Here is a 25,299-nt window from a genome sequence, read left to right as displayed (position 1 = left end):
ACCGGCGATGCGAAACGACCGCCCCGGCCCGCGGCCTACTGTGGCGGCGGCTCCCGCTCCCCGCTCCTGGAGGCACCCGTGCGCCCGTCGCTGATCCTGTCCCGCCGCGACCTGGAGTTCCTCCTCCACGAGTGGCTGGGCGTCGAGGAGCTGGTGAAGCGTCCCCGCCACGCCGACCACTCGCGGGAGACCTTCGACGCGGTGCTGGACCTGGCCGAGCAGATCGCCACCGAGCACTTCGCCCCGCACAACCGCGCCGCCGACGAGCACGAGCCGCGCATGGTCGACGGCAGGGTCGAGATGGTGCCCGAGGTCGGCCGGGCGCTGCGGGTGTTCGCCGACGCCGGGCTGGTCGCCGGCACGTTCGACGAGGAGCTCGGCGGCATGCAGCTGCCGCACACCGTCTCCCAGGCCGCCATGGCGTGGTTCCAGGCGGCCAACGTCGGCACCTCGGCCTATCCGTTCCTCACCATGGCCAACGCCCGGCTGCTGGTCGCGCACGGCAGCCGCGAGCAGCTCGACACCTACGTGCGGCCGATGCTCGAGGGCCGCTGGTTCGGCACGATGGCGCTGTCGGAGCCGCAGGCCGGCTCGTCCCTGGCCGACATCACCACCCGCGCCGAGCGGCAGGACGACGGCACGTACCGGCTGACCGGCAACAAGATGTGGATCTCCGCCGGCGACCACGAGCTGAGCGAGAACATCGTCCACCTGGTGCTGGCCAAGGTGCCCGGCGGCCCACGCGGCGTGAAGGGCATCTCGCTGTTCGTCGTGCCCAAGCACCTGGTGGCCGACGACGGCTCACTGGGCGAGCGCAACGACGTCGTCCTCGCCGGGCTCAACCACAAGATGGGCTACCGGGGGACGACGAACACGCTGCTCAACTTCGGGGAAGGCGTGCACACCCCGGGCGGGCGGGCCGGCGCGGTGGGGTACCTCGTCGGCGAGGAGCACCGGGGCCTGACCTACATGTTCCACATGATGAACGAGGCGCGGGTCGGCGTCGGGGCGGGCGCGGCGGCGCTCGGCTACACCGGCTACCTGCACGCCCTCGCCTACGCCCGCACCCGCACCCAGGGCCGCCCGCCGACCGACCGGGGCGGGCCGGGAGGCGGCATGGCCCCGCCGGTGCCGATCGTGGCGCACACCGACGTCCGCCGGATGCTGCTGGCCGCGAAGTCCTACGCGGAGGGAGGCCTGGCGCTGGCGCTGTACTGCGCGCGGCTGGTCGACGAGGAGCAGACCGGCGCGACGCCGGAGGACCGCGCGCGGGCGCACCTGCTGCTGGAGGTGCTGACGCCGATCGCGAAGTCGTGGCCGTCGCAGTGGGGACCGGTCGCCGACGACCTCGCCATCCAGGTGCACGGCGGCTACGGCTACACCCGCGACTACCCGGTCGAGCAGTTCTACCGCGACAACCGGCTCAACCCCATCCACGAGGGCACGGCCGGGATCCAGGGGCTGGACCTGCTCGGCCGCAAGGTCGTGATGCAGGGGGGCGCGGGGCTCGCGCTGCTCGGGGAGACGATCGGGGCGACGACGGCCCGCGCGGCCGGCACGGAGTGGGCGGGGTTCGCCTCGGACCTCGATGCCGCCGTGGCCCGGCTGGGTTCGGTGACCGCGACGCTGTGGGGCGCGGGGGACCCGGCGGTGACCCTGGCCAACGCCACCGTCTACCTCGAGGCGGCGGGCCACGTCGTCGTGGCGTGGCTGTGGCTGGAACAGGCGCTGGCCACCCGGGAGGAGACCAGCGACTTCCACCAGGGCAAGCGGGCGGCGGCGCGCTGGTTCCACCGGTACGAGCTGCCGAAGGTCGCCGTCCAGCTCGACCTCCTGGAGTCGCTGGACCGCACCGTCCTCGACACCCCGGAGGCCTGGCTCTGACGCGCCCGCGCCCCGCGACTCCGGAACGGAGCGCGGGGCGCGCGGGTCACCATGTGACGTGCTGGAACGGCCGCCCTCCAGGGGCCCACGCCGAGCCTGCGAGGCGTGGGGGGAGGGAGGTCCTCCCTCAGGCGGCGCGGGCGGCACCCACCGGCTCGGCCGCCGCGGCACGGCTGGTGGAGCGCGCGCCGGCGGCGCGCTGCTCCCGCTCGTACCGCGCCGTGGACGAGGTGCCCATGACGATCACGAGTGCGGTCAGGACCAGGAACCCGATCAGGGTCACGGCCGGCCACAGCACCATCTGTACATCCCCCATGTGTTCTCTCGGCTCTGCCGCGGGGCGGGCCCCGCAGCACGTCGTCGGGCTCTTCCTTCCCCCGTCGACCGCCGTCTCAATCGTCACGGCGTGAGGTCTTGCTGACACTCCGGCGCGGACCCACCCCCATCGAGGGACGCCGCACACGGCCGCCGAGCAGGTCACAGGGTGGTCGCGACACACCGCGGGCGGGCATGGAACGGGACCGTCCGGGGAACCGGGAGCGCTGACGAGCAACCACTCCACCGGAGGACGAACCCATGGCCCGCTCCACCGGATCCCGCGGCGAGACCGCCGCGAAGGACACCCGGTTCTCCGGCAACGTCGCCGGTGATCCCGCGCCCGACGACCCCAAGGTCAACGACACCCGCTTCGACAGCAAGCCCCACGGCGCCGACACGAAGCCCACCACCGTCGGCACGCTGAAGCGCACTCTCAAGGAGTTCAGCGAGGACAACCTCACCGACTGGGCGGCGGCGCTGACCTACTACGGCGTCCTGGCGCTGTTCCCCGCGCTGATCGCCCTGCTGTCGATCGTGGGCCTGCTGACCAACCCGGAGCAGCTGACCACCGCCCTGACCGCGGTCGTGCCCCAGCAGGCGGCCAGCACGCTCAACCCGGTCATCCAGCAGATCGCCGGCAACACCGGCGCGGCCGGGTTCGGCCTGATCCTGGGTCTGGCCGGCGCCGTGTGGTCCGCCTCCGGCTACGTCGGCGCGTTCACCCGCGCGGCGAACGTGGTCTACGAGACCCCCGAGGGCCGCAAGGTCTGGAAGCTCAAGCCGCTGCAGCTGCTGGTCACGCTGATCGGCATCCTGTTCGCCGCGGTGATCGTGGCGCTGCTCGTGCTCAGCGGCCCGGTCGTCGACGCGATCGCCCAGGCCATCGGCGTGGGCGAGACGGGGCTGACCATCTGGAACGTCGTCAAGTGGCCGGTGATCGTCGTCCTGCTCGCGCTGATGATCGCCGTCCTCTACTACTCGACGCCCAACGTGCGGCTGCGCGGGTTCAAGTTCGTCAGCCCCGGCGCCGTCGTGGCGATCGTCGTCTGGGCCGTCGCCTCCGCGCTGTTCGCCTTCTACGTCGCCAACTTCGGCAGCTACAACAAGACCTACGGGGCGCTGGCCGGTGTCATCGTCTTCCTCATCTGGTTCTGGCTGACCAACGTGGCGCTGCTGTTCGGCATCGAGCTCGACGCCGAGATCGAGCGGACCAAGGAGCTCAAGAGCGGCGTGCCCGAGGCGCACAAGGAGATCCAGCTCGACGCCCGCGCCGAGCCGAAGCCCCGCCAGACCAACTGAGGGCGGGTACCGACACACGGCTGTGGCCCCCTCCCGTCGCGGGAGGGGGCCACTGCCGTGTGTTCAGCGGGACGTCGGCGGGCGGTCCCCGCTGCGGGCCATGGGCACCCGCTCCACCAGGCCGGCGAGCCCGGCCAGCCCGCGGCTGACCGCCTCCCCGGCCGGCGCGAACCGCTCCGGCACCCGGCGCACGACGGCGTCGACGACGTCCCGGCTGCGGTCGAGCACCGACAGCGGCAGGGCCGACAGCGCGTTGCCCGGCGGCCTGCGGGAGACCGTGGGGTGCGCGCGGGTCGGCGAGATGCGCCGGGTGAACTCCCACTGCCTGCCCAGCCGCCGCAGCTGGTGGGGGTCGAGCTTCTCCTGGAGGCGGGGCAGCAGGAGGTCCTCCTCGTCACGGACGTCCTCGCGGAGCACCGCCACCAGCCGGGCCACCGTCACGGCGCGGCGGGGGTCGTCGTGGCCCATCGTCTCCAGCTCGGTCACCAGCTCGTTGACCTCCTGGTGCTCCTCCTCCACCCGCAGGGTGAGCGCGTCGCCGTCGGGGAGCACCCGGCGCAGGACCGGCCACAGCACGGTCTCCTCGGCGAACGCGTGGGCGAACACCAGGCGGTCGACACGGGTGAGCACCTCCTCCTGCGCCCGGCCGGTGGTGCCCTCCAGCTCCTGCAGCAGCCGGTCGAGCTCGACGTGGTCGCGGCGCTGGCGGGTCAGGACGCTGCCCGGGCCGCCGAGCTCCTCCACCGTCTGGTCGGCAATCGATCTGGCCACGGCTGGTTCCTCCGGGATCGTGCGGGGTCGGTGACGCCTCTACCTGCCCCCACCGGCCCGGCGGCATGCACGCTCAGCGGCCGGCCCACCACAGGGCGGCGGCCTCGGCGGGGGTCTTCCCGTCGAGGACGACCAGCCGGTTGAGCCGCACCAGGTCGGCGCGGTCCAGCCGGGCGCTCACGGCGTCCAGCGCCGTCGTCAGGTCCTCCCCGACACGGTCGACCACCGCGGTCCGCACGATCGGCACCACGTTCTCGTGCGGCTGCAGGCCGCGGTCGTCCTCGAGCAGGACCAGCGAGGTGCCGGCCAGGCGCGCGTCGGTCGTCTCCAGCATGCCGACGTCGATCGCCCCGGCCAGCAGCGCCTCCGCCGTCGCCGACCGGCTCGGCATGGGACGCACCTGGCCGAACTCCAGGCCGTAGACCTCGCGCAGGCCCGGCAGGCAGTAGCGCCGCTCCGGACACTCCGGCGGGCCGCCGAACACCAGCCCCGGGGCGAGCGGCAGCAGGTCGGAGATCCGGGCGAGGCCGTGCTCCTCGGCGAGGGCGGCCGGGACGACGAAGCCGTTCTGGTCCTCGGCGTCGGCAGCGGCCAGCACCGTGGCCCCGCGCTGCCCCATGACGCGGGCCAGCGCCGCCCGCAGGTGCTCGGGCGCGCGCGGCACCCCCGGGCCGCCCGGGTCGACGAACTCCAGCGCGGTGCCCAGGTAGTCGACGACGACGTCGACCACGCCCTGCTCCAGCGCCGGCAGCACCACCTCGCGGGTGCCGGTGCCGTGCTGCACCGACACGGACAGCCCGGCGCGGCGGACCGCCTCGGCGTAGACCTCGGCGAGGATCTGGTTCTCGGTGAAGTCGTAGGAGGCGAAGCGGACCGTCTCCTCCGCCGCCGGCGTCGGGGTGTTCGGCGCGGACCCGCACGCGGTCAGCAGCGCGAGCAGGAGGACGACGACCGCGGGGACCGCTCGGCGACACCGCATCGGGGGCTCCTCCCGCTGACGCGGGGCCACGCTAGCGGCGGACGGCGACGAACCCAATGGACCTCGGGCCCGGCGGGGAGCAGCATCGGGCGGCATGGCGTCGCCTCCCCGCGCCGTCCCGGAGGCCGACCCGGTGCAGCGCCCCGGCCCGCCGGGGATCCAGCGTGTCCGGCGGCGCCGCCGTCCCTCCGGTGAGCCGCCGCCGCTGCCCCGCCACCTCAACGCCTCCGGCCGCTGGTGGCTGGGCCTGTCGGCCGCGGTGTTCGTCGGGTGGTCGGTCGTGCTGCTCACCGACAGCGTGCCGCTGGTCGACCTCGTGGACACGCGGATCCTGCAGGCGATCGCGACGCTGCGCTCCCCCGGGCTCACCGACGTCGTCGAGGCCGCCGGAGTGCTCGCCACCCCGCCGGTGGTGCACGCGCTGTGGCTGACCAACCTGGCCGTGCTGCTGGTGTTCCGCCGCTGGCACCACCTGTTCACCTGGGTCGGCGTGGCCCTCGTCGTGGTGGACCTCGGCTCCCTGGCCACGCTGCTGCTCCGGCGTCCCCGGCCGTTCGAGGTCGAACTGCTCGGCACGTGGTCGGGCTACGCGATGCCCTCGCTGCCGGTGACGGTGCTCGCCGCCTTCCTGGTGAGCACCGTCTACGCGCTCGTGCCGGCCGGCCGGTACCGCACGATCGGCAAGTGGGTGGTGGTCGGCCTGCTCGCCGTCACCGTCGCCTCCCGGCTGTACCTCGCGCAGGACCATCCCAGCGGCATCGTGGCCGGGGTGGTGCTCGGCGTGGCCACGCCGCTGGCCGCGTTCCGCCTGATGACGCCGAACGACGTCCACCCGGTGCGGTACCGCCGCGGCCGCCCGGCGCACCTCGACGTCACCGGCGCGCGCGGCGAGGCGATCGTCCGGGCCCTGCAGGACCAGCTGGGCCTGCTGGCCACCGACGTGCAGCCGTTCCACCTGGAGGGCTCCGGGGGATCCACCCCGCTGCGGATCACCGTCAAGGCCGAGGACGGCGAGAGTTTCGTGTTCGGCAAGCTCTACGCCGCCACCCACGTCCGGTCCGACCGGTGGTTCAAGCTGGTGCGCACGCTGCTCTACGGCGGGCTGGAGGACGAGAAGCCCTTCCACAGCGTGCGCCGGCTGGTCCAGTACGAGGACTACGTGCTGCGGCTGTTCACCGACGCCGGGCTGCCCGTCCCGCAGCCGATGGGGATCGTGGAGATCACCCCCGAGCGCGAGTACCTGCTGGTGACGGAGTTCCTGCTCGGCGCGCAGGAGATCGGGGACGCCGAGGTCGACGAGGCGGTCATCGACCAGGGGCTGGCCGTGGTCCGGCGGATGTGGGACATCGGCGTGGCGCACCGCGACGTGAAGCCGGCCAACGTGCTGGTGCGCGAGGGCACGCTCTTCCTGATCGACTCGGCCTTCGCCGAGGTGCGGCCGAGCCCGTGGCGGCAGGCGGTGGACCTCGCGAACATGATGCTGGTCCTGGCGCTGCGCACCGACGCCGAGCGGGTGCACGCCCGGGCCCGGGTCCGCTTCTCCGACGAGGAGATCGCCGAGGCCTTCGCCGCCACCCGCGGGCTGACCATGCCCACCCAGCTGCGCCGCTGCCTGCGTGCCGACAGCCGGGACCTGCACGCCCACTTCCTCCGGCTGCTGCCCTACCGGCTGCCCCCGGTGGTGATGCAGCGGTGGACCTGGCGGCGGGCGGAGCTGTCCCTGCTGGCCCTGGTCGGGCTGCTGCTCGCCGCCCTGGTCGCCGTCGGTCTGCTGGACTCGCCGCTGTGAGCCGGGCCCGGCCGGCGGCGGCGGTGGCCGCCGCGCTCGCGCTGTCGCTGGGCGGGTGCGTGGCCCCGGTCAGCAGCTCCTTCGGCGCCGCTCCCGCCTGCTCGATCGGGGACGACGCCAAGGCGGCCAACGGCGTGCTGCTCATGGCCCAGGCCGTGCCGACGGCGTCCCGGGTGCCCTGCGTCCAGGGCCTGCCGCTCGGCTGGCACTTCGCCGGGCTGGACGCCCGCGACGGCGCGGCGAGCTTCTGGCTGGACTCCGACCGCGACGGGGCGCGGGCCATCGAGGTGCGGCTGACCGCGGAGTGCGACACCGACGGCGCGACGGAGATCCCCAGCGACCGCGACGGCATGCGGCGGCTGGAGCGGGTCACCGCCGTCACCCCGCAGTACCGCGGCTCACGCTTCTACCTGTTCACCGGCGGGTGCCTGACGCTGGTCTTCACCCTGTCCGGCGACAACCGGGGCGAGCCGCTGGCGCTGGCCACCCAGGCCATCGGCGTCCTGCGCCGCGCCCAGCTCGACGCCCAGGTGCGGGCGGAGACCGGCGGACGGCTGGGTCTGGACCCGCCCGCGGCCGGGGACCCGCCGTGAGCCGGCCCCCCTGGCGACGCGCGCTGGCGCCGGTCCTCTCCCTGGCCCTGGCCGCCGCCGTCCTGACCTGGTTCCTGCCGCAGTTCACCAGCATGTCCGCGGTGTGGGCGTCGGTGCGCGACATGAGCGGGGCCGAGATCGCGCTGCTGGCGGCGGCCACCGTCTGGAACCTGCTCACCTACCAGTTCGTCGTCGTCGCGAGCATGCCCGGGCTGACCCTGCGGCAGGCGACGGTCGCCACCCTCTCGACGACCGCGGTGGCCAACACCGTGGTCGCCGGCGGCGCGATCGCGATGGGCCTGACCTACGCGATGAACTCCTCGTGGGGCTTCTCCCGCTCCCGGACGTCGGTGTCGCTGCTGGTGTCGGGGCTGTGGAACAACTTCGCCAAGCTGGCGCTGCCGGTGCTCGCGCTCAGCCTGCTGGCGCTGGGCGGGCAGCCGAGCTCGGGCCGGGTGCTGGCGGGGGCGGCCGGGCTGGCCGGCCTGGTCGTCGCCGTCGTCCTGCTGGGGCTGCTGCTGCGCAGCCGGGAGGGTGCTGCCCGGATCGGCACCGGCGCCGGGCGGGTGGCCTCCGCGGTGCTGCGGCCCTTCGGCCGCCCGCCCGTGCAGGGATGGGACGCCGCGACGACCAAGTTCCGCGACCGGACGGCGCTGCTGCTGCGGGCCCGCTGGCACTGGCTCACCGCGGCGACCCTGCTCAGCCACCTCTCGCTGTTCCTCGTGCTGCTGATCGCCCTGCGCGCCGTGGGGGTCGACGCCGCGCAAGTCTCCGTGGTGGAGGCGCTGGCGGTGTTCGCCTTCGCCCGGCTGCTCACCGCGATCCCGTTCACCCCCGGCGGGCTCGGCGTGGTCGAGGTGGCGCTGATCGCCGGCCTGGCCGCGGCGGGCGGGGACCGGTCGCTGGTGGCCGCCGCCGTCCTGGTCTACCGGGTGCTGACCTACGTGCTGCCGATCCCGCTGGGGCTGGGCACCTACCTGTTCTGGCGGCACAACCGGTCGTGGCGACGCCCGCCCAACACCGCGCCGCGGACCGCGCTGGTCCCCGAGACCGTCTGACGAGCGAGCAGTCTCCTGGCGTGGTTGAGTGGCTGCGGTCACACTGCAGCCCCTGAGCCGAGGAGCCGGCCATGACCGATGCCGCCAGCGCGCGACCGCCCGAGGACCGCACCACCGACGGGCCGGACCAGGACCCCGGAGAAGCCGCGATCGGCCTGGACATGGTGCTGGTCGACAGCGCCCGCGGTCCGCTGCGCCGGATGATCCCCCCAGCCCGCACGTCGCTGCGCCTCGGCCGGGCGCTGGCCGGGCAGCCGCGGTCCGTCGCCCGCCGCGCCGGCGGCCTGGCCAAGGACCTCGGCAAGGTCGTCGTCGGCACCTCCGACATCGCGCCCTCGCCCAAGGACAAGCGCTTCGCCGACCCGGCGTGGCAGGGCAACGGGCTCATGCGCCGGGCGATGCAGGCACACATCGTCGCCGCCCGCACCGCCATGGGCCTGCTGGAGGACGCCGACCTCGACTGGCGGGACGACGAGCGCCTCCGCTTCACCTTGACCAACGTGGTCGACGCCCTCGCCCCCAGCAACACCCCGCTGAACCCGCTGCTGTGGAAGGCGGTCATCGACACCGGCGGCCGCAGCGCGGTGAGCGGGCTGCGCCGGATGGTCAACGACCTGCTGTCCCCGCCCCGCGTACCGACGATGGTGGAGGAGGACGCGTTCACCGTCGGCGAGGACCTCGCGGTCACGCCCGGCGCGGTGGTGCTGCGCACCCCGGTGTTCGAGCTCATCCAGTACCGGCCCACCACCGAGACGGTGCGCGAGGTGCCACTGGTGATCGTCCCGCCGACGATCAACAAGTACTACATCACCGACCTCGCCCCGAACCGCAGCATCGTCGAGCACTACGTCGCCTCGGGCCAGCAGGTCTTCATGATGTCGTGGCGCAACCCCGACGAGCGGCACGCCGACTGGGGCCTGGACACCTACGGCCAGGCCGTCCTCGACGCGATGGAGGCCGCCGAGAAGATCACCGGCAGCGACCGGACGGCCCTGCAGGGCTTCTGCTCCGGCGGCATCATCCTGGCGATGGTGCTGGCCCACCTGGCCGCGACCGGCGCCCAGCACCGCGTGGCCGCCTCCAGCTACGCCGTCGCCGTCCTCGACTGGTCCCGGGCGGGCACGATCGGCGCCCTCATGGACGAGGAGGGGGCGCGGGAGGCGACGGAGAAGTCGCGGAAGAAGGGCTACCTGGACGGCGCCTCGCTGGCCGAGGTCTTCGCCTGGATGCGGCCCAACGACCTGGTCTGGAACTACTGGGTCAACAACTACCTGCAGGGCAACCCGCCGCCGGCCTTCGACATCCTCTACTGGAACTCCGACACCACCCGCATGAGCGCGGCGCTGCACCGGGACTTCATCGACGTCGCCCTCGGCAACAAGCTCGCCCAGCCGGGGGCCGCGACGATGCTGGGCTCGCCGGTGGACCTGTCCAAGGTCGAGGTCGACGCCTACGTCACCGCCGGCATCGCCGACCACATCTGCCCGTGGCAGTCCTGCTACCGGACGACGCAGCTGCTCGGTGGGCGCAGCCGGTTCATCCTCTCCACCAGCGGCCACATCGCCTCGCTGGTCAACCCGCCGACCAACCCGAAGGCCTCCTTCCAGGTCGCCCCCGAGACCCCCGCCGACGCCGAGCGGTGGCTGGAGCTGGCGGAGAAGCAGAAGGGGTCCTGGTGGCCGGACTTCACGGCCTGGCTGGCCGAGCGGACCGGCGACGAGGTCCCCGCACCGACGTCGCTGGGCACCGACGAGCTGCCGCCGCTCGCGGAGGCGCCGGGCACGTATGTCTTCGACAAGTAACACCCCGGGCGCGTCTCGTCCGGGCGGCTTCCGCCCGGGCGAGACCGTCCGGAACCTCACCGTCGCGGGGCGCACCCTCCGGGTGTCGGTCCGCGCCGGGCACGACCCCTCCGTGCCACCCCTGCTGCTGCTGAACGGGATCGGCGCGAGCCTGGAGGTCCTCCAGCCCTTCGTCGACGTCCTCGACCCGCGGCGGACCGTCATCCGCTTCGACGTCCCGGGCGTGGGCGGCTCCCCGCGGCCGGTGGTGCCCTACGTGCTGGCCACCTTCAGCCCCGTGGTGGTGGCCCTGCTCAACCGCCTGGGCCACACCGACCCGGTCGACGTCCTGGGGTTGTCCTGGGGCGGCGGGCTGGCCCAGCACTTCGCCGTCCAGCACCGGCGCCGCGTGCGGCGGCTGGTGCTCGCCGCCACCGGCACCGGCACGCTCATGGTGCCCGGGCACCCGCGGGTGCTGGCCCGGATGCTCACCCCGCGCCGGCACCGGGACCCCGCCTACACCCGCGCGGTGGCCGGCACGATCTACGGCGGCACCGTCCGCGACGACCCCGCCATGGCCGCACGGGTGCTGCACGCGGCCAGCCGGCTGGGCCCGCGGCGCGGCTACTACTACCAGCTGGCCGCCAGCGCCGGCTGGAGCAGCCTGCCGTTCCTACGGCTGATCCGGCAGCCCACGCTCGTGGTCGCGGGGGACGACGACCCGATCGTGCCGGTGGTCAACGCGCGGATCATGGCGCGGCTGATCCCCGACGCGACGCTGCACGTCTACCGCGGCGGCCACCTGGCGCTGATCACCGAGGCCCGCGAGCTCGCGCCGGTGGTGGAGCGCTTCCTGGACTGACCCGCGGCCGCGGTGGCCGGCTCCCGGCGGCTGCCGGCCGCCGGGAGCCGATCGTCGGTCAGGGGGTCAGCGCGGACCGGTCGACGGCGGTCACCAGGTGGCAGCCGGTCGACCCGAACGGCGTGACCTGGAACCCCATCTCCGCGAGGACGCCGGCGATCGCGGCGTTCATCGTCCGCTGCACCGCCGCGTCCGCCTCGGCGCCGCGGACCTGCTGCAGGCTCATCCGGTCGTGCTGCCGCCAGCTGACCAGGACGCCCCGGCGGCCCGGGTCGGGCGTCAGGCAGACGCCGCCGGCCGCACCGCTGCCCGCCGGGCCGCGGTCCGCGCAGTCGTGCAGCGGCAGGCCGGCCTCGACGACGGCCGCGGCCACCTCCACCAGGAGCGTGGTCAGGGCGTCGGTGTCCGACAGCAGGTCGTCCCAGTCCTCGGGCAGCCGGTCCATCTGGGTGCTGAGCTGGGCCAGCCAGGCGCGCTCCTGCGGCGACTGCCGGCGCACGACCGCGCCGTCGGCGCGGGGGACGCCGTAGACCGCCCGCACGGACTCCGCCAGCCCGCCGGACAGTGCGGCCCAGTCCGCCTCGATCCGGTCCGGGAACGGGCCGGCCAGGATGCGCGCGCCGGGCTCGTCCGCGGACTCGTCGACCAGCCACCAGCCCGACGGGCGGTCGATGCCCTTCCCCGCGGGGTGGGTGGACCCGACCCGTTCGCGGCGCCGCTGCCGGACCGGCGTCGCGGCGGTGCGTCCCGTGCTGCCGGCCGAGCTCGCGGCCGGCCGCGCGGCGGCACGGTCGCCGCCGGTCGCCTGCGCCGCACCGCCGGCGACCGGAGCCGGCTGCGCCTGCTTCTGCACCCGGTTCCGCTCGAACTCGTAGCGCGCGGTGGACCTCGTCCCCAGCGCGATGACCAGCCCCGCCAGCGCGAGGAAGCCCAGCACGGTCACTGCCGGCCACACGAACATCACGCCACCTCTCTGCACTGTGCGGGGGTCGCCGGACGGGCGGCGGACCGGGTCGTCATCGATCGGGAGGGAGAGCGCTCACCAGGCACGCCAGGCTCCCTGCGGTCCGGCGCCCCAGTTGGCCGCGCGCTGCACCCAGTCCTCCAGCTGCGCGCGCAGGGCGGCGCGGCGCGCGCCGCGCACGTGCGGCACGTGCACCCGCGGCCCGGCGGGCGGCTCGGACACGAGCATGTCCATCAGCAGGGTCAGCCCGTCGTCGGCCGGGGACTGATCCCCGGCGGTCGGGAAATGGGGAACGAGAACAGCGGGCGCGCTCACGCAGGGTCTCCTCGGTACGTCCTGTCCGCGGCTGGGGAAGTGCCGTGGACAGGCGGAATACTGCGCCCTACGCGGCCCTGACCTGGCGCTTCGACCGGGCCCGGGGAGGCCCCGTCACTGAATCGTTGCCCAGGCCAGGGCCGGCGGACGGTGACCCACCGTTGTGACCGGTGCCATGTCGACTTCCCTCCCGGCCGGGAGCGTGCGCGGGCGGTCACCGGCCCGTGGTCACTCCGCGGCGCCTGGGACACCCCGGCATGTCGCGCGGGGACGTGTGCGGGCACGCCGACGACCGGCCGGGCCGGAGGGGCCGGGCCGGCCGCAGGCGCCGGGCCGGTCGGAGGAGCGGGTCAGCCGAGCAGGGCGAGGACGCCGCGCGCGGACTGGTTCGCCTGCGCCAGCATCGCGGCGCCGGCCTGGGAGAGGACCTGCGCGCGGGTCAGCCGCACGGTCTCCGCGGCCGTGTCGGTGTCCCGGATCCGCGCCAGCGACGCCGTCGTGTTCTCCATCGACACACCCAGGTGGGCGACGACGTGCTCCAACCGGTTCTGCACGGCGCCCAGGCGCGTCCGCAGCGTGGACACCGCCGTGATGGCCGTGTCGATCGCGGCGATCGGCGGCGGGGGCTGGCGGTGGACGGGGGTGGCGGCGAGCAGTTCCGCCCCGGTCGCGTCGTCGGCGGGCACGGGGCCGCGGAAGACGACGGCGACACCGGAGTCCACGTACCCGTACTCCCCGGCGCTGGTGAGCCGGGTCGCCTCGAACGCGTCGGGGCGGGTGGTGATGCCGGCGGCCAGCGCTGCGGCGTTCAGCTGGGCCAGCGCCTCGTCGCCGTCCACGGTGCCGTCGCCGTCGGTGTCGGCGTACCCCACGGCGCTGAGGTCGAGGGTCCGGCCGCCCGCCGAGACGCTGCCCCGGAGCGCCGGGATGCCGGCAGCGGTGCCGGGGAAGGCAACGAGGCCCGCCGTGGCGGGGTCGCCCGTGCGTGCCTCGACGACCACCACGTCGCGGCCGGGCGCCCCGCTGAACGCAGGAGTGGCCGCGGCCAGTTCCCCGGTCGTCGCGTCGTCGGCGGGGACCGGGCCGCGGAAGACCAGGTCGTCGCCGTCGTCCAGGAACGGGTCGGGACGGTGGGTGATGCCGGCGGCCTGCGCCGCGGCGTTGAGCTGGTCCACCGCCTCGCGGTCGCGGACCACGCCGTCGCCGTCGATGTCGGACAGCGCGTCGAGGTCGACGGTGCTGCCGCCGAGGGTGACGGTCCCGCTGAGCCCGCTGACGCCGCCGGGCCGGGCGGTGGCCCCCACGAAGACCAGCAGGCCGGCCCGCGGCTCGTCGCTCCGGCCCCGGGCCGCGACGGTGGTCACGGCCTGGCCGCCGAGCACGGTGACGTCCACCCCGGCGAGGCCGAGCGCGGCGGTGTCCAGGGCGGTGCCGATGACGACGTCGATGGTGTCGCGGGAGTCGGCGCCCACCTGGAAGGTGCGGGCGTAGGTGCCGTCGAGCAGCGGGATCCCGTTGAAGGCGGTGACGTCGGCGATGCGGGTGAGCTCGGCCTCGAGCTGGGCGATCTCCGCCTGGACGGCGACGGTCACGTCGCGGCCGGCCGCACCGGTGTTGGCCGCTCCCACCGCCAGGTCGCGCATGCGCTGCAGGATCGCCGTGCTGCTGCCCAGCGCCGCCTCGGCGGTCTGGAGGACGTCGACCGCGTCCCGCGCGTTGCGCCGGCCCTGCGTCATCCCGCGGAGCTGCCAGCGCAACTGCTCGGAGACCGCCAGGCCGGCGGCGTCGTCGGCGGCCCGGTTGATCCGGTAGCCGGAGGACAGCCGCTCGAGCGATGTGCGCACCGCGGCGCCGGCGGCCGCGATGTGCCGGGAGGCGGTCATCGCCGTGGTGCCGGTGGCGACGCCGAGCCCCACAGCACCCCCTCGACCGGACTGCACCTCTCCCGCGGACAACGGCTGGTCGGAGGCGGTTGTCAACCCGAACACCGGAACGCGATCGATCGGGCACGCCCGCCCGGCTAGCCTCGGTCGGTGCTCTCTGCCGCCGGTGTCCGCCGGTGACCGCCTCGGGAGCCGTGCTCGGCTTCGGTGTCGTCGCGCTGCTGCTGACGATCACCCCCGGCCTCGACACCGCGCTCGTCCTGCGCGCCGCGATCACCCGGGGCCGAGGGGACGCGTTCGCGACGGCGCTGGGCGTCATCGGCGGCGTGGTCACCTGGGGCGTGGCGGCCGCGGTCGGGGTGTCGGCCCTCGTGACCGCCTCCACCGTCGCCTACGACGTCCTCCGCCTCGCCGGTGCGGCGTACATGCTGTGGCTCGGCGGGCGCATCCTCTGGCGCCTCCTCCGCCGGCACGGGGAGTTCCCGGACGGCGCCGGACCGGCCGGAGCCGTGGGGGCCTGGCGGTCGGCCCGCGCCGGCCTGCTGACCAACCTGCTCAACCCGAAGGTGGGTGCCTTCTACGTCGCGGCGCTCCCGCAGTTCCTCCCACCCGGCAGCTCGGCGCTCGGCATGGGCCTGCTGCTCGCGGCCGTGCACGCGGCGCTCAGCCTGGTCTGGTCCACCCTCCTGATCACCGGTGCCCGGGCGATGCGGCGCTGGCTGCAGCGCCCGCGGGTCAGCCGCAGCGTGGAGGGCGCCACCGGGATCGCCCTGATCGGCTTCGGTCTCCGGCTGGCCGTGCCCAGCCGCTGACCGGACGCGGCGGAGGGCCCTCGGCGATGCGTCCCGCCGCTACGCTCGTCCGGTCACCGCCGTCCGGCGGGAAGGACTGTCATGACGTCGGCAACCGGCACCCCGGCGCCCCCTCGGCTCCTGCGGGAGAGCGGCGCGCTCCTCCTCGGCGGATTCGTCTTCGCCACGGCCGTGACGGTGCTGTTCCATCCCGGCGGGGACGAGGACGTCCACGAGGTGATCTTCGCGAAGTACGCCGCGAGCGCCTCCTGGGAGTGGGTCCACCTCGCCCAGTTCATCGGGGTGCTCGCCGCCCTCGCCGGGTTGATCGTCCTGCACCTGGTGCTGAGGTCGCAGGCGCCCCGGCTGGCGGTGTTCGCCGCCGGGCTGACCGTGGCCACGGCCGCGGTCTGGGCGGTCCTGCAGGCCGTGGACGGGATCACCCTCAAGCAGGCCGTCGACGCGTGGGTCGCCGCCGACGATCCCGACCGCGCCGTCCGCTTCGCCGACGCGGAGGTCGTGCGGTGGACCGAGTGGGGCGCGCAGAGCTACTTCCGCCTCTTGCTGGGGGCGGCCCTCGTCCTGTCCGGGGCGGCGGTCCTCGCCACGCGCGTGCTGCCCGGCTGGCTGGGCTGGACGGCCGTCCTCGCCGGCCTCCTGTCGGTGGTCGTCGGGGTCGACGTGAGCTACAGCGGCCTCGACAGCGGGCTCCAGCGGATCGCCGTGCCGGCGTTCCAGGTCCTCGTGCTGGTGTTCGCGGTCGGCGTCGTCACGACCGCCGCCCGCGGGCGGTGGACGGCGACACCGCAGACCTAGGTCGAGGCAGGCACGTCCCCGCCGGTGTGAGCGAACGCCTCTCCGGACGACCCGGCACCAGCACGACAGAGCCCCGGCTCGCCACCTCGCGTGGCGGGTCGGGGATCGACCCGCGCCGTGCCCGACACGATCGGGACCTCAGTCCGCCGCCACGCTCGCGGCCTCGTCGTCGTCCACCGCCGGGACGTCGCCCCAGAGGCGGGCCGCGGTGAACAGCACGCCGACGATCAGCACCACTGCCACCCCCGCCAGGGCCAGCCACACCTGCAGCAGGTCCATCACCACGGTCGTCCCCCTCGGCTCTCGGTCCCGGAACGGGATGATCGCGTGCCGCCGCGGCCAGGGGCAGGTCGGTGGGGACGGGCACCACTCGACAGGGGGACGACGACCCCGTGGCATCACACCGGCCCACCCGGCATGACGCACGGATGAGCCCCGCTCCGCCGGCGCCGTGACGGGGCACAGGCGGGACAGCGACCCGAGCCACGAAGACCCAGGCCCGAGCGGTGGGCCCCGTGGGGATCGAACCCACAACCCGCGGATTAAAAGTCCGCTGCTCTGCCAGTTGAGCTAGAGGCCCGGTGGGTGCAGAGAACCCTCCAGACGACCCACGAGACAAGCGTGAGACAGCTGCAGCGCCTGCGGCCCGCTGCGAGGCTACCGCCGTCGCCGGGTGCCACCACGAGCAGCGCACGGCCCGGCGTACAGCGCAGCCTAGTGGAGCCGCCCCCCGAACCGACGGGCCAACTCCCGTGCGTCGGCGCGGGCCCGGTCTGCCCGGGCGGCAGGGGTGTCGACGGGCGCCGCCTCCGATGACGGCGTGGGAGCCGTGTCCGATCCGGGCAGGCGGGTGGCCAGGTGGACGGCAAATCCGGCCCCGGTCCGGAACGTCTCCAGCGTGTCGCAGGCCTCCCGGACGAGCCACAGCCCCGCCCCAGCAGGTGGGAAGCCGCGGCCCGGCGGGGTGTAGCCGGCCAGAGGGTCGTCGAACCCGTCCCCGCAGTCCGTGACCGTGCACTCGAGCCGGGTTGGCGTCGCCCACAGCCGGACGGCGACCGGCGGGCGACCGTGCCGCAAGGCGTTGAGGAGCACCTCGGCGACCGCCGCGGCGAAACGGCTGCGCAACTGCCCCGGCTCGCCCGAGCCGTCCAGGGCGGCGCGCACCCGCGCGCGCAGCTCCGGCATCCGGGTGACATCGGTCAGGTCTGTCAGCTGGAGCGTGGGTGGAGTGTCTTCCGCTCGACCTGCCAGGGGGGCCGGGGTCCGGCGCAGGACGATCGCGGGGTCCAGGTAGCGGAGATTGGGCACGGGGCCCGCGGGGGTCATCAGCGCGGGATGGGTCTCCTCGATGCCTCCGCGGATCGCGTCGGACAGTTCGCGACGGTCGTAGGCGCACACGATCGACAGCGGCAGCGGTCCCAGTGCGACGTTGAGGATTGCCTCGCAGCGGTGCCACTCGTGCCATCCGTCGCCGGACTGATCGACCGGGACCTCAGCGAACAGCCACACTCCGGGAGCCCCGGCCGCGACCTGGCGGCGGACCACCCGGCGGAACGTGGCGATCGCGTGCGCGGTCCGGGTGTAGATCCCCTCCCGAGGCAGGACGAGGACGCGGTCGTCGTGGCCGAGGGCCTCGGCCAGCAGGGCGCTGTTCTCGTTCCGGCAGGCGAGCACGGCCGTCTCACCGACGGCCAGCCCGTCGGCCAGGAACGGCACGGCCGCGGACACCAGCTCCTCGGCGGTGCGGTAGAGCAGCGCGGCGTGCAGGTCGGCTGGTCCGGTGGTGGAGGTCATCGCTCGCCCCCCACCAGGTGCATGCCGGGCAGCTCGTCGACCTCCAGCATGCGCATCGTGAGCTCGACCGGCGGCTGCGGGGCGACGAGCAGGACGTGGCCACCCGACGACCGGAAGCGACGGGTTGCGTCGTCGAGCCGCCAGCACGAGCCGGCGTCGACGTAGCTGACCTCGCCCAGGTCCACCCACAGCACCCGCGACCGATGACGGCTCGCGGCGCTCAGCACCGAGGTGAAGACGTCGGTGTTGGTGGCGTCGACCTCTCCGTGCAGGGCCAGCCCGTCCAGGTCCCGACTGGTGGAGAAGGTCGACTGGTGCACGCCGGACAGATGCGTGGCGACTGCGTCGTCCAGCCACGTGCCGGTGGTGGCCGCCTCGGCGTACTGGCACATCGCGCTCATCGGCAGCTCGCCGACGAGCGCGTCGAGCCGTTGCTCAACGCCGTGGACCGCACTGGGTGACAGGACGCTCAGCGCCGCCCGCACCTCCGCCGAGATGCGCACCGACGGGAACCCCTCGGCGAGCGCGCGCTCCACGACCACACGCTGGCCCTCCGGTGGATAGAACTCCTCCGGTGGCAGCACCACGAGCTGCCCGTCGCGGACGGCGGCGGCAACGTCCACACCCCACGCCTCCAGCACCGGGACCAGCGCGTCCTCCGGCATGAGCGGGAGCTCGGTGTAGATGATCTTCTCGCCCAGCTCCAGCCCACGACGGACCCAGGCGGTCAGACCGGCCAACCGCTCGCCCTCGGTCCGGTGCAGCAGCAGGACATGCCCGTCCCACCCCGCGCCCGGAGCCTCCCGGACATCGCCCACAGGCCAACGCTACGCGCAGAGCACGCCGCTCAGGACGAGGACGAAAGACACCGACGACCGCTCGGAGGGGTGCCGTTCCGGAAGTGGTGCCGTTGCACTCCAGCGGGATCGGGCACCCGTCCGACAACCCGACGATCACGATGCGTCGGCGAGGCGAAGCAGCAGGTCAAGAGAGTTCTCTGCATCCCACCAGAGGTCCGGCGGGCCGAGTGTCCCATCCTCCCCACGGGCGCTCAGAGGACGTCGAGCAGCAGCAGCACGAGCAGGGTCAGCGCTGCCGAGAGGACCAGCGAACCGAGGCAGCCGAGCCGGCTGGAGAAGAACAGGAACACGGGACACGCCCTACCCCAGCGAGACCCGTACGACTCGGAAGGTCACCGTCCGTGTCGTTCATCACGCCGGCTCACCCGGTCGGGGGATGCTCCGGCCCGGTCGCGGTCACTTAGCGTCACATCTGCCCGAACGGCCGAGCGGTACGGACCCCGCCGCCGGCCGGGCCGGTCGCCCGCGAGCGACCCCAGGCCCCGGCCCGGCCGTCCCGTTCCCCCCGAGACGGCCGGGCCGGACTCCACTCAGCCGCAGACGCCGTCCACCAGCGCCCAGAGCAGCTGCTGCTGGGCCTCGTCGACCGGCAGCGGGACCGGCACCGCCTCGCCGTCCCCCACCACCACCTGCAGCGGGAACAGGAACGGCTGCTTGGTCTCGGCGAGCACGTGCGGCTCGCAGGTCGCCACGGTGAGCGTGATCGCGCCCGACGCCTCGTCCTGCCCGGCACCCAGTTCCAGCGGCAGCCCGGCGAGGGCCACGTCGACGAGGACGCTGCCACGGACGTCGGTGACGGCGACCGCGCGGTCGTCGTCCCCACGCCGGGTCAGGACGACGCTGCCCGTGGCCATCTCGCCGTCCACCGTGAGGCCGGTGAGCGCGACCCCGGCCACGGCGACCACCCCGGCCACGGCGCACTCCTCGCGGTGGACGACGGACAGGTCGTCACCGGCCAGCGGCACGCGCACCTCCTCGACCGTCCCACCGGCCCGGGTCAGCGTGAGCCGGGCCGCGACGGGGTCCGGTCCGGCCGCGCAGTCCGGTTCGCCGTAGGGGGTGGGCAGGTCGATCACCCGGCCGGGCGCGAACTCTGCGGTCAGCGAGGTGGGCGGCAGGGCTGCGAACCCCGGCGAGTCGAGCGCCACGGCGGTGACGGTGAACGGCTCGGTGCCGCTGTCGGTCACGCGCACCTGCACCCGGCCGCCCACGACGACGTCCGTGCGCAGGCGCACCACCTCGGCCTCGATCCCGGGCACGGCCGGCACCACGGCCGACGTCGGAGCGGCCGAAGAAGGCGACACCCCGTCAGCCGAGGACCCGCACGCCGCGCAGAGCAGGGCGACCACCCCGACGGCCGCGCGCCTCATGGCGCCGCAGCGTAGGACCGCGCGACCGCCCGCGGGCGCCGGCCGGCTACCGCTGGTGGCCGGGGAGGCGGGCCATGACGCGGCCGGCCTCCATCCGGATCTCCAGCTTCTCCTGCGGGTTGGCGGCCGGGCCGCGTCGCGGTTCACCGTTGTCGAGGTCGAACGCCGACCCGTGCCAGGGGCACACCAGGCACTCGTGCCCGCGGACCTCCTCGACCGAGCCGTCGTAGAGCGGGCCGGACAGGTGCGAGCAGGCCCCGATGAACGCGTCCACGCGCGCCCCCCTGCGGACGGCGACCAGCGGCACCTCCACACCCGTGCCCGACCCCGTGCGCAGCGCCGGCCGCCCCTCGGGCAGGTCGTCGAGCGGACCCAGGTCGATCCAGTCGGTGGACAGCGCCCGGGCCGCGGTCGCGGCGTGCGAGGCCCCGGAGGACTGCGCGTAGGACATGTGGCCGCCGATCGCCGCCGACCCGGTCGCGATGCCCAGCCCCGCGTAGGACAGCACCCGGCCCAGCGCGCCCCGGCCCCGGCGGCGCGCCACCAGGGACCCGACGTAGAGACCGAGCGCCGCGGTGTTGGCCAGCGCGTGCAGCGCTCCGAGCCGGCGCACCCCCGAGCCCTGCTCCGACCAGTCGGCCGCACCGGACAGCGCCGCCGGGACGGCGGCGGCGACGCCCGTGCCGATGAGGACCGTGGCCGCCGGGCGCAGCGGCGGGACGGCGTCGAGCAGGCCGGCCGACACCCAACTGCCGACCGGGACCTGGACGAGCACCGGGTGCAGGGGATGCCCCAGCCAGGTGCCGTGGAGGGCGTCCTTGAGCACGTCCGGCAGGCCCTGCACGGCCTTGCGGGCGGGTTCGATCGCCTTGTCGAAGGTCGCGACGTCTGCGACCCGGTCGAGGATCCCCATCAGGCTCATGGGTTCCCCCCTACCCGCGCGGCCCCGCCCCGATGCCGCCGACCCGACGGGGACGGCGTGTGGCCGGGTCGGCACGGGGTGCATCTGCCACTCGTTCACCGTCATCCCCGTGAGTGAGGACACAGCGGGATCGTCACAGGTCAGGGGAATAACAGCTGGCGTACAGCCGATTGCCTGGTGGAACCTGCACAACAGAGCCTGTGCCTGCCGAGAGGATGCTCGTGACCTGCCCGTCGTTGCGCTCCCGCCACCCCGCGGTCGGCAACGTGGTCGGCAGCGTCAGCGAGCGGGTCCGCGCGGAGGACACCCTCGGCCAGTTCGTGCGGTTCGTGCTGGTCGGCGGCGCGACGACGCTGGTCTACGCCGCCCTGTTCGTGGCCCTCGAGCGGCTCGGCTACCTGCCGGCCCACCTGATCGCCACCGCCGCCTCCACCGTGCTCGCCAACGAGCTCCACCGCCGGCTCACCTTCCGGGCCGACGAGCGGGTGCACTGGTTCACCGCCCAGTGGGAGGCCGGCGGGATCACCGTCATCGGCCTGTTCGCCACCAGCGCGGCGCTCGGCGTCCTCGACTCCACCGTCGGCTCGGTCAGCGTCTACGTGCAGGTCGCCTGCGTCGTGACCGTGACGGCCCTGATCGGCCTGATGCGCTTCATCGCGCTGCGCTGGATCTTCCGCACGCCCGCCACCGACGCCGCCTGACCCCCGGGTCGCTCACTAGCCTGGAGCGGGTGACCGAGCCGAGCGCCTCCCGCCCCTCGCGCGGCTCCGTGCTCCTGCGCCGCACCGGCCGCTGGGCCCTGCGGCTGGCCGTCGTCCTCGCCGGCGCCTTCCTCGGGATCCTCGTCCTCGGCCGGGTCGACGCCGCGATCGGGCCGTTCGACGCGACGGTCGCCTTCCGGCCACTGGGTGGCGGCGCGGACCTCGACGTCCCCCCGCTCGGCGCGCTGCAGGTCGACGCCTACGACGGTCCGCTGCGGCTGGAGATCCAGCTCAGCCGGGTCGACGAGATCCGCGCCCAGGCGCTGGCCACGAACCCGGTGCTGCTGGACGGCGTGGTCGACCGGGTCAGCGCCGACCTGCAGGACGCCGTCGTGCGGGTGACCGTGCTGACCGCGATCGCGGCGGTCCTCGGCGCGGCCGTGGCCGCGCTGCTGCTGCTGCGCCGGCGCCGCGAGGTCTTCCTCGCCCTCGGTCTGTCCACCGCGCTGGTGGCGGGGACCGGCGGCCTGGCCGCGGCGACGTGGCGCCCGGAGGCGCTGCTGCAGCCCCGGTACACCGGCTTGCTGGTCAACGCCAACAGCCTCATCGGCAGCGCGCAGGACATCGTGGCCCGCTTCGACGCCTACCGCGCGTCGCTGGAGGACCTCGTCACCAACGTGAGCACGCTGTACTCGACGCTGTCCGCACTGCCCGCTCCCGGCGGCGCTGACGGCACCGTCGCCCTGCTGCACGTCTCCGACCTGCACCTCAACCCGGCCGGGTTCGACCTGGTGCGGCAGGTGGTGACCCAGTTCGACGTCGACGGAGTCCTCGACACCGGGGACATCACCGACTGGGGCAGTGAACCGGAGAACCAGCTGATCGCCGGCATCGGAACCCTGGACGTGCCCTACGTCTTCATCCGCGGCAACCACGACTCGGCCGTGACCGCCGGGCTGGTGGCCGCCCAGCCCAACGCCACGGTCCTGGACGACTCGGCGCTCACCGTCGCGGGCATCGAGGTCGTCGGGACGCCGGACCCGCGGTTCACCCCCGACCAGGACGCCGCCCCGGCCTCCGAGTCGCTGGAGGAGAGCGGGGAGGGCCTCGCGGAGTTCGTTGAGACGCTGCCGACGCCGCCGGCCGTCGCGATGGTCCACGACCCGAAGCAGGCCACGCCGCTGGACGGCGTCGTCCCCCTGGTGCTGGCCGGGCACACGCACGAGCGGGAGGTCTCCGAGCTCGACCAGGGGACCCTGCTCATGGTGGAGGGCTCGACCGGCGGCGCCGGGCTGCGCGGTCTCCAGGGCGAGTACCCCGAGCCGTTGACCTGCACGGTGCTGTACCTGGACCCGGCCACCGGTGCGCTGACCGCCTACGACGACATCACGCTGGGCGGGCTCGGGGAGACCGAGGTGACCATCGAGCGGGTCGTCGTCCCGCCGCCGGGCGAGGACGGGACCGGGACCGACGGCGGCCCGGGTGGTCCCGCGTCGCCCGCCTCCCCGACCGGGTGAGCGACGCGCCTACGCTCGCGGCATGCCCTCGACGACGTCGACCCGCGCCCCCCGCCTGGCCGCCGCCCTCGCCGGCGGGCTGCTCCTGCTGCCGCTGTCGGCCTGCTCGTTCACCTCGGACAACCTCTCCTGCAGCACCAGCTCGTGCTCGGTGACGCTGAGCGGCGACGGCTCGCAGGTGGACGTCCTGGGGACGTCGCTGGCCTTCGGCGGCGTCCAGGACGGGCGCGCCGAGCTCCGCGTGGGGAACGCGAGCGTCTCCTGCGCCGAGGGCGAGACCGTGAGCGCCGGCCCGCTGACCCTGGAGTGCACGTCCGTGCAGGACGACTCCGTGGAGGTCACCGCCTCGCTCGGTTGACCATCGAACCGATGGTCGACGGCCGGGGACGACGCCGGTCCAGCGGGCGCCCCCGGACCGGCGGTCAGCTCTGGTCGGCGACCTCGACCACCACGCGCGTGGGCTGCTCGAGTGCGTAGACGCGGAACGGCACCTCGGCCCGCGTGCCGACGAAGGCCACCGACGTGCCCTCGAACGTCGCGTCCCAGACGACCTCCGTCACCGTCCGCGTGCCGTTGCCGGGCAGCGGGTCAGGACCCGCCCACTCCTCGATCCCCGTGTCGTAGGGGTAGCCGACACCGGTGAGCGTGACCTGCAGGACCGCCTCACCGGCCACCTGCAGCGCGTCGCCGCGGCCCTGGGAAGCGGGCTGGTCGACGTAACGGACGTCCCAGCCGGGGGTCCCGGTCCCGCCCACCTCGAGGACCACACGGTCGAAGCCCTCCTGTCGGCCGGTCCGGATCTCGGTCACGGTGACGCGGGAGTCGGCCGACGCCTCGGCGGTGTCCGGCCGCGTGTCGGCCACGAAGGCGGCGCCCTCGACACCCGCACCGGTGGTCGCACCGCCCTCCTCGCCCGCGTCGTTCCCCGCCGACGTCGCGTCGCTGCCCGAGGTCGGCGTCGCCGGTGCGGACGCGGTCGACGCGGAGGAGGCGGCCGGCTCCGGGTCGCCGCTGCCACAGCCGACGAGGAGCGTGACGGCGACCAGGGCCGCGGGGCAGGCGAGGGCAGCAGTGCGACGGCGGATCACCCGCTCATGGTGTCAGCGGCGGCGCTGCCCGGCGGGGACCGTGCGGACGTGTCGGGGGGGCGCGGTCCACCCCGCTCGGGTACCCCCTGTCGGAGTCCCCACAGAGAGCATGTATCGTTCTGCCTGCCCCCGGCGAACACGAGCCCCCATCGTCTAGCGGTCCAGGACGCCGCCCTTTCAAGGCGGTAGCACGGGTTCGAACCCCGTTGGGGGCACAGCACCACCAGCAAGGCCCTGTAGCGCAGTTGGTTAGCGCGCCGCCCTGTCACGGCGGAGGTCGCGGGTTCGAGTCCCGTCAGGGTCGCTCTCCGGTGTTCCACACCGGAAGGGGCAGGTAGCTCAGTCGGTACGAGCGCTCGCCTGAAAAGCGAGAGGTCGGCGGTTCGACCCCGCCCCTGCCCACACACACCTCCCCCGCACCGTCCGGCCCTCCGGGGCCCCGCAGACTGTCGCGGTGAGCACCCTCCCCACCACGCTCCGCGCGGGCGACACCCGCTTCGGCCTGCGTCGCGCCGTCGCCGAGGACCTCCCGGCGATCGTGACACTCCTCACCGACGACCCCCTCGGCCGCCACCGGGAGGGAGCCGACCTCGAGCCCTACCGCCGCGCCTTCGCCGCCGTCGACGCCGACCCCGCGCACCTGCTGCTCGTCGTCACACAGGAGCCGGCCTGCGCCGTCGTCGGCACCCTGCAGCTGACCGTGCTCCCAGGGCTCTCCCGCGGGGGCGCCACGCGGCTGCAGGTCGAGGGGGTCCGGGTGCGGGCCGACCACCGCGGCTCGGGCCTGGGGACGGCGGTGCTCGAGTGGGCCCTCGCGGAGGGCCGCCGCCGGGGTTGCGCGCTGGTCCAGCTCACCACGGACACCAGCCGCCCGGACGCGCTGCGCTTCTACGAGCGGCTGGGCTTCGCCGCCTCCCACGTGGGCCTCAAGCGGGCCCTGTAGG

At 74.5% G+C, this 25,299-nt stretch carries 25 protein-coding genes and 4 tRNA genes; 16 read left to right on the top strand and 13 right to left on the bottom strand.

What is annotated here, in order from left to right; translation table 11 throughout:
- Window positions 1-78: 78 nt before the first annotated feature.
- On the top strand, window positions 79-1,884 hold the full coding sequence (locus ACI78Q_RS06285) for an acyl-CoA dehydrogenase (protein WP_456922462.1): 1,806 nt from the start codon (window positions 79-81) through the stop codon (window positions 1,882-1,884).
- Window positions 1,885-2,011: 127 nt separating this feature from the next.
- Here the strand turns inward: ACI78Q_RS06285 and ACI78Q_RS06280 are convergent, their stop codons facing one another.
- On the bottom strand, window positions 2,012-2,185 hold the full coding sequence (locus ACI78Q_RS06280) for a hypothetical protein (protein WP_456922461.1): 174 nt from the start codon (window positions 2,183-2,185) through the stop codon (window positions 2,012-2,014).
- Between the two features lie 275 nt (window positions 2,186-2,460).
- Between ACI78Q_RS06280 and ACI78Q_RS06275 the strand changes: the two genes are divergently transcribed.
- Window positions 2,461-3,501 (top strand): YihY/virulence factor BrkB family protein, encoded by a 1,041-nt coding sequence (locus ACI78Q_RS06275; RefSeq protein ID WP_456922460.1) that lies wholly within the window; start codon window positions 2,461-2,463, stop codon window positions 3,499-3,501.
- Between the two features lie 63 nt (window positions 3,502-3,564).
- On the opposite strand, the gene ACI78Q_RS06270 is transcribed toward ACI78Q_RS06275, so the two are convergent.
- Window positions 3,565-4,272, bottom strand: a complete 708-nt coding sequence (locus tag ACI78Q_RS06270) for a hemerythrin domain-containing protein (RefSeq protein WP_456922459.1) — start codon at window positions 4,270-4,272, stop codon at window positions 3,565-3,567.
- A gap of 73 nt (window positions 4,273-4,345) precedes the next feature.
- The gene (locus tag ACI78Q_RS06265) at window positions 4,346-5,251 is read right to left on the bottom strand and encodes an ABC transporter substrate-binding protein (RefSeq protein ID WP_456922458.1); all 906 of its coding nucleotides are present in this window, start codon (window positions 5,249-5,251) and stop codon (window positions 4,346-4,348) included.
- Window positions 5,252-5,345: 94 nt separating this feature from the next.
- On the opposite strand from ACI78Q_RS06265, the gene ACI78Q_RS06260 reads away from it, so the two are divergent.
- From ACI78Q_RS06260 to phaZ, 5 genes are all read left to right on the top strand, one after another.
- A complete protein-coding gene (locus ACI78Q_RS06260) occupies window positions 5,346-7,040 on the top strand; it encodes a lipopolysaccharide kinase InaA family protein (RefSeq protein ID WP_456922457.1) in 1,695 nt (564 codons plus the stop codon).
- Window positions 7,037-7,633 (top strand): hypothetical protein, encoded by a 597-nt coding sequence (locus ACI78Q_RS06255; RefSeq protein ID WP_456922456.1) that lies wholly within the window; start codon window positions 7,037-7,039, stop codon window positions 7,631-7,633. Before ACI78Q_RS06260 ends, ACI78Q_RS06255 begins: the two co-directional genes overlap by 4 nt.
- Window positions 7,630-8,691: a lysylphosphatidylglycerol synthase transmembrane domain-containing protein gene (locus ACI78Q_RS06250; protein WP_456922455.1), complete on the top strand. Its 1,062-nt coding sequence runs from the start codon at window positions 7,630-7,632 to the stop codon at window positions 8,689-8,691. The genes ACI78Q_RS06255 and ACI78Q_RS06250 overlap by 4 nt, the downstream gene beginning before the upstream one ends.
- A 71-nt stretch (window positions 8,692-8,762) precedes the next feature.
- On the top strand, window positions 8,763-10,493 hold the full coding sequence (locus tag ACI78Q_RS06245; RefSeq protein WP_456922454.1) for a PHA/PHB synthase family protein: 1,731 nt from the start codon (window positions 8,763-8,765) through the stop codon (window positions 10,491-10,493).
- Window positions 10,477-11,334, top strand: a complete 858-nt coding sequence (gene phaZ, locus ACI78Q_RS06240; RefSeq protein ID WP_456922453.1) for a poly(3-hydroxyalkanoate) depolymerase — start codon at window positions 10,477-10,479, stop codon at window positions 11,332-11,334. The genes ACI78Q_RS06245 and phaZ overlap by 17 nt, the downstream gene beginning before the upstream one ends.
- Window positions 11,335-11,392: 58 nt before the next feature.
- On the opposite strand, the gene ACI78Q_RS06235 is transcribed toward phaZ, so the two are convergent.
- From ACI78Q_RS06235 to ACI78Q_RS06225, 3 genes are all read right to left on the bottom strand, one after another.
- Window positions 11,393-12,295 carry a hypothetical protein gene (locus ACI78Q_RS06235; protein WP_456922452.1) on the bottom strand — a complete coding sequence of 301 codons (903 nt, stop codon included), beginning with the start codon at window positions 12,293-12,295 and terminating at the stop codon, window positions 11,393-11,395.
- A gap of 78 nt (window positions 12,296-12,373) precedes the next feature.
- On the bottom strand, window positions 12,374-12,613 hold the full coding sequence (locus ACI78Q_RS06230) for a hypothetical protein (RefSeq protein ID WP_456922451.1): 240 nt from the start codon (window positions 12,611-12,613) through the stop codon (window positions 12,374-12,376).
- Between the two features lie 350 nt (window positions 12,614-12,963).
- Complete coding sequence (locus ACI78Q_RS06225) at window positions 12,964-14,529, bottom strand: flagellin N-terminal helical domain-containing protein (RefSeq protein WP_456922450.1); 1,566 nt, start codon at window positions 14,527-14,529, stop codon at window positions 12,964-12,966.
- Window positions 14,530-14,672: 143 nt separating this feature from the next.
- On the opposite strand from ACI78Q_RS06225, the gene ACI78Q_RS06220 reads away from it, so the two are divergent.
- Both ACI78Q_RS06220 and ACI78Q_RS06215 read left to right on the top strand, forming a co-directional pair.
- A complete protein-coding gene (locus ACI78Q_RS06220) occupies window positions 14,673-15,308 on the top strand; it encodes a LysE family translocator (protein WP_456922449.1) in 636 nt (211 codons plus the stop codon).
- Window positions 15,309-15,389: 81 nt separating this feature from the next.
- Window positions 15,390-16,103, top strand: a complete 714-nt coding sequence (locus ACI78Q_RS06215) for a DUF4386 family protein (RefSeq protein WP_456922448.1) — start codon at window positions 15,390-15,392, stop codon at window positions 16,101-16,103.
- Window positions 16,104-16,241: 138 nt separating this feature from the next.
- Here ACI78Q_RS06215 and ACI78Q_RS06210 read toward each other — a convergent pair whose 3' ends face one another.
- From ACI78Q_RS06210 to ACI78Q_RS06185, 6 genes are all read right to left on the bottom strand, one after another.
- On the bottom strand, window positions 16,242-16,382 hold the full coding sequence (locus ACI78Q_RS06210; RefSeq protein WP_456922447.1) for a hypothetical protein: 141 nt from the start codon (window positions 16,380-16,382) through the stop codon (window positions 16,242-16,244).
- 228 nt (window positions 16,383-16,610) lie between these two features.
- Window positions 16,611-16,683: transfer RNA gene (locus tag ACI78Q_RS06205), tRNA-Lys, on the bottom strand.
- 134 nt (window positions 16,684-16,817) lie between these two features.
- The gene (locus ACI78Q_RS06200) at window positions 16,818-17,897 is read right to left on the bottom strand and encodes an anti-sigma factor RsbA family regulatory protein (protein WP_456922446.1); all 1,080 of its coding nucleotides are present in this window, start codon (window positions 17,895-17,897) and stop codon (window positions 16,818-16,820) included.
- A complete protein-coding gene (locus ACI78Q_RS06195; protein ID WP_456922445.1) occupies window positions 17,894-18,715 on the bottom strand; it encodes an MEDS domain-containing protein in 822 nt (273 codons plus the stop codon). Before ACI78Q_RS06195 ends, ACI78Q_RS06200 begins: the two co-directional genes overlap by 4 nt.
- Window positions 18,716-19,287: 572 nt before the next feature.
- Window positions 19,288-20,016, bottom strand: a complete 729-nt coding sequence (locus ACI78Q_RS06190; protein WP_456922444.1) for a hypothetical protein — start codon at window positions 20,014-20,016, stop codon at window positions 19,288-19,290.
- A gap of 157 nt (window positions 20,017-20,173) precedes the next feature.
- A complete protein-coding gene (locus ACI78Q_RS06185) occupies window positions 20,174-21,049 on the bottom strand; it encodes a Rieske 2Fe-2S domain-containing protein (protein WP_456922443.1) in 876 nt (291 codons plus the stop codon).
- 221 nt (window positions 21,050-21,270) lie between these two features.
- On the opposite strand from ACI78Q_RS06185, the gene ACI78Q_RS06180 reads away from it, so the two are divergent.
- Genes ACI78Q_RS06180 through ACI78Q_RS06170 form a run of 3 tightly spaced genes read left to right on the top strand, consistent with a single transcriptional unit; the run spans window position 21,271 to window position 23,625 of the window.
- Window positions 21,271-21,750, top strand: coding sequence for a GtrA family protein (locus tag ACI78Q_RS06180; protein ID WP_456922442.1), 480 nt, complete (start codon window positions 21,271-21,273; stop codon window positions 21,748-21,750).
- A 29-nt stretch (window positions 21,751-21,779) separates the two neighbouring features.
- Window positions 21,780-23,267, top strand: coding sequence for a metallophosphoesterase (locus ACI78Q_RS06175; protein ID WP_456922441.1), 1,488 nt, complete (start codon window positions 21,780-21,782; stop codon window positions 23,265-23,267).
- Between the two features lie 22 nt (window positions 23,268-23,289).
- The gene (locus ACI78Q_RS06170; protein WP_456922440.1) at window positions 23,290-23,625 is read left to right on the top strand and encodes a hypothetical protein; all 336 of its coding nucleotides are present in this window, start codon (window positions 23,290-23,292) and stop codon (window positions 23,623-23,625) included.
- 64 nt (window positions 23,626-23,689) lie between these two features.
- Here the strand turns inward: ACI78Q_RS06170 and ACI78Q_RS06165 are convergent, their stop codons facing one another.
- A complete protein-coding gene (locus tag ACI78Q_RS06165; RefSeq protein ID WP_456922439.1) occupies window positions 23,690-24,355 on the bottom strand; it encodes an AMIN-like domain-containing (lipo)protein in 666 nt (221 codons plus the stop codon).
- Between the two features lie 142 nt (window positions 24,356-24,497).
- Between ACI78Q_RS06165 and ACI78Q_RS06160 the strand changes: the two genes are divergently transcribed.
- The 4 genes from ACI78Q_RS06160 to ACI78Q_RS06145 all read left to right on the top strand — a co-directional run bounded on the left by ACI78Q_RS06160 (window position 24,498) and on the right by ACI78Q_RS06145 (window position 25,298).
- Window positions 24,498-24,570: transfer RNA gene (locus ACI78Q_RS06160), tRNA-Glu, on the top strand.
- 15 nt (window positions 24,571-24,585) lie between these two features.
- Window positions 24,586-24,659: transfer RNA gene (locus ACI78Q_RS06155), tRNA-Asp, on the top strand.
- 24 nt (window positions 24,660-24,683) lie between these two features.
- Window positions 24,684-24,757, top strand: a tRNA-Phe gene (locus ACI78Q_RS06150).
- A gap of 52 nt (window positions 24,758-24,809) precedes the next feature.
- Complete coding sequence (locus ACI78Q_RS06145; protein ID WP_456922438.1) at window positions 24,810-25,298, top strand: N-acetyltransferase family protein; 489 nt, start codon at window positions 24,810-24,812, stop codon at window positions 25,296-25,298.
- The last annotated feature ends 1 nt before the right edge of the window (window position 25,299 follow it).

The sequence above is a fragment of the Geodermatophilus sp. SYSU D00705 genome (assembly GCF_054050135.1).
Note: the sequence above shows the minus strand (reverse complement) of the source record. Positions and strands in the feature narration are given on the sequence as shown.

Excerpts from the sequence above, each read along its gene's own strand:
- ACI78Q_RS06245 (WP_456922454.1), top strand. The coding sequence starts at position 8,763 with ATGACCGATGCCGCCAGCGCGCGACCGCCCGAGGACCGCACCACCGAC.
- ACI78Q_RS06260 (WP_456922457.1), top strand. The coding sequence starts at position 5,346 with ATGGCGTCGCCTCCCCGCGCCGTCCCGGAGGCCGACCCGGTGCAGCGC.
- ACI78Q_RS06235 (WP_456922452.1), bottom strand. The coding sequence starts at position 12,295 with ATGTTCGTGTGGCCGGCAGTGACCGTGCTGGGCTTCCTCGCGCTGGCG.
- ACI78Q_RS06200 (WP_456922446.1), bottom strand. The coding sequence starts at position 17,897 with ATGACCTCCACCACCGGACCAGCCGACCTGCACGCCGCGCTGCTCTAC.
- ACI78Q_RS06185 (WP_456922443.1), bottom strand. The coding sequence starts at position 21,049 with ATGAGCCTGATGGGGATCCTCGACCGGGTCGCAGACGTCGCGACCTTC.
- ACI78Q_RS06210 (WP_456922447.1), bottom strand. The coding sequence starts at position 16,382 with ATGGACCTGCTGCAGGTGTGGCTGGCCCTGGCGGGGGTGGCAGTGGTG.
- phaZ (WP_456922453.1), top strand. The coding sequence starts at position 10,477 with ATGTCTTCGACAAGTAACACCCCGGGCGCGTCTCGTCCGGGCGGCTTC.
- ACI78Q_RS06265 (WP_456922458.1), bottom strand. The coding sequence starts at position 5,251 with ATGCGGTGTCGCCGAGCGGTCCCCGCGGTCGTCGTCCTCCTGCTCGCG.
- ACI78Q_RS06170 (WP_456922440.1), top strand. The coding sequence starts at position 23,290 with ATGCCCTCGACGACGTCGACCCGCGCCCCCCGCCTGGCCGCCGCCCTC.
- ACI78Q_RS06275 (WP_456922460.1), top strand. The coding sequence starts at position 2,461 with ATGGCCCGCTCCACCGGATCCCGCGGCGAGACCGCCGCGAAGGACACC.
- ACI78Q_RS06215 (WP_456922448.1), top strand. The coding sequence starts at position 15,390 with ATGACGTCGGCAACCGGCACCCCGGCGCCCCCTCGGCTCCTGCGGGAG.
- ACI78Q_RS06280 (WP_456922461.1), bottom strand. The coding sequence starts at position 2,185 with ATGGTGCTGTGGCCGGCCGTGACCCTGATCGGGTTCCTGGTCCTGACC.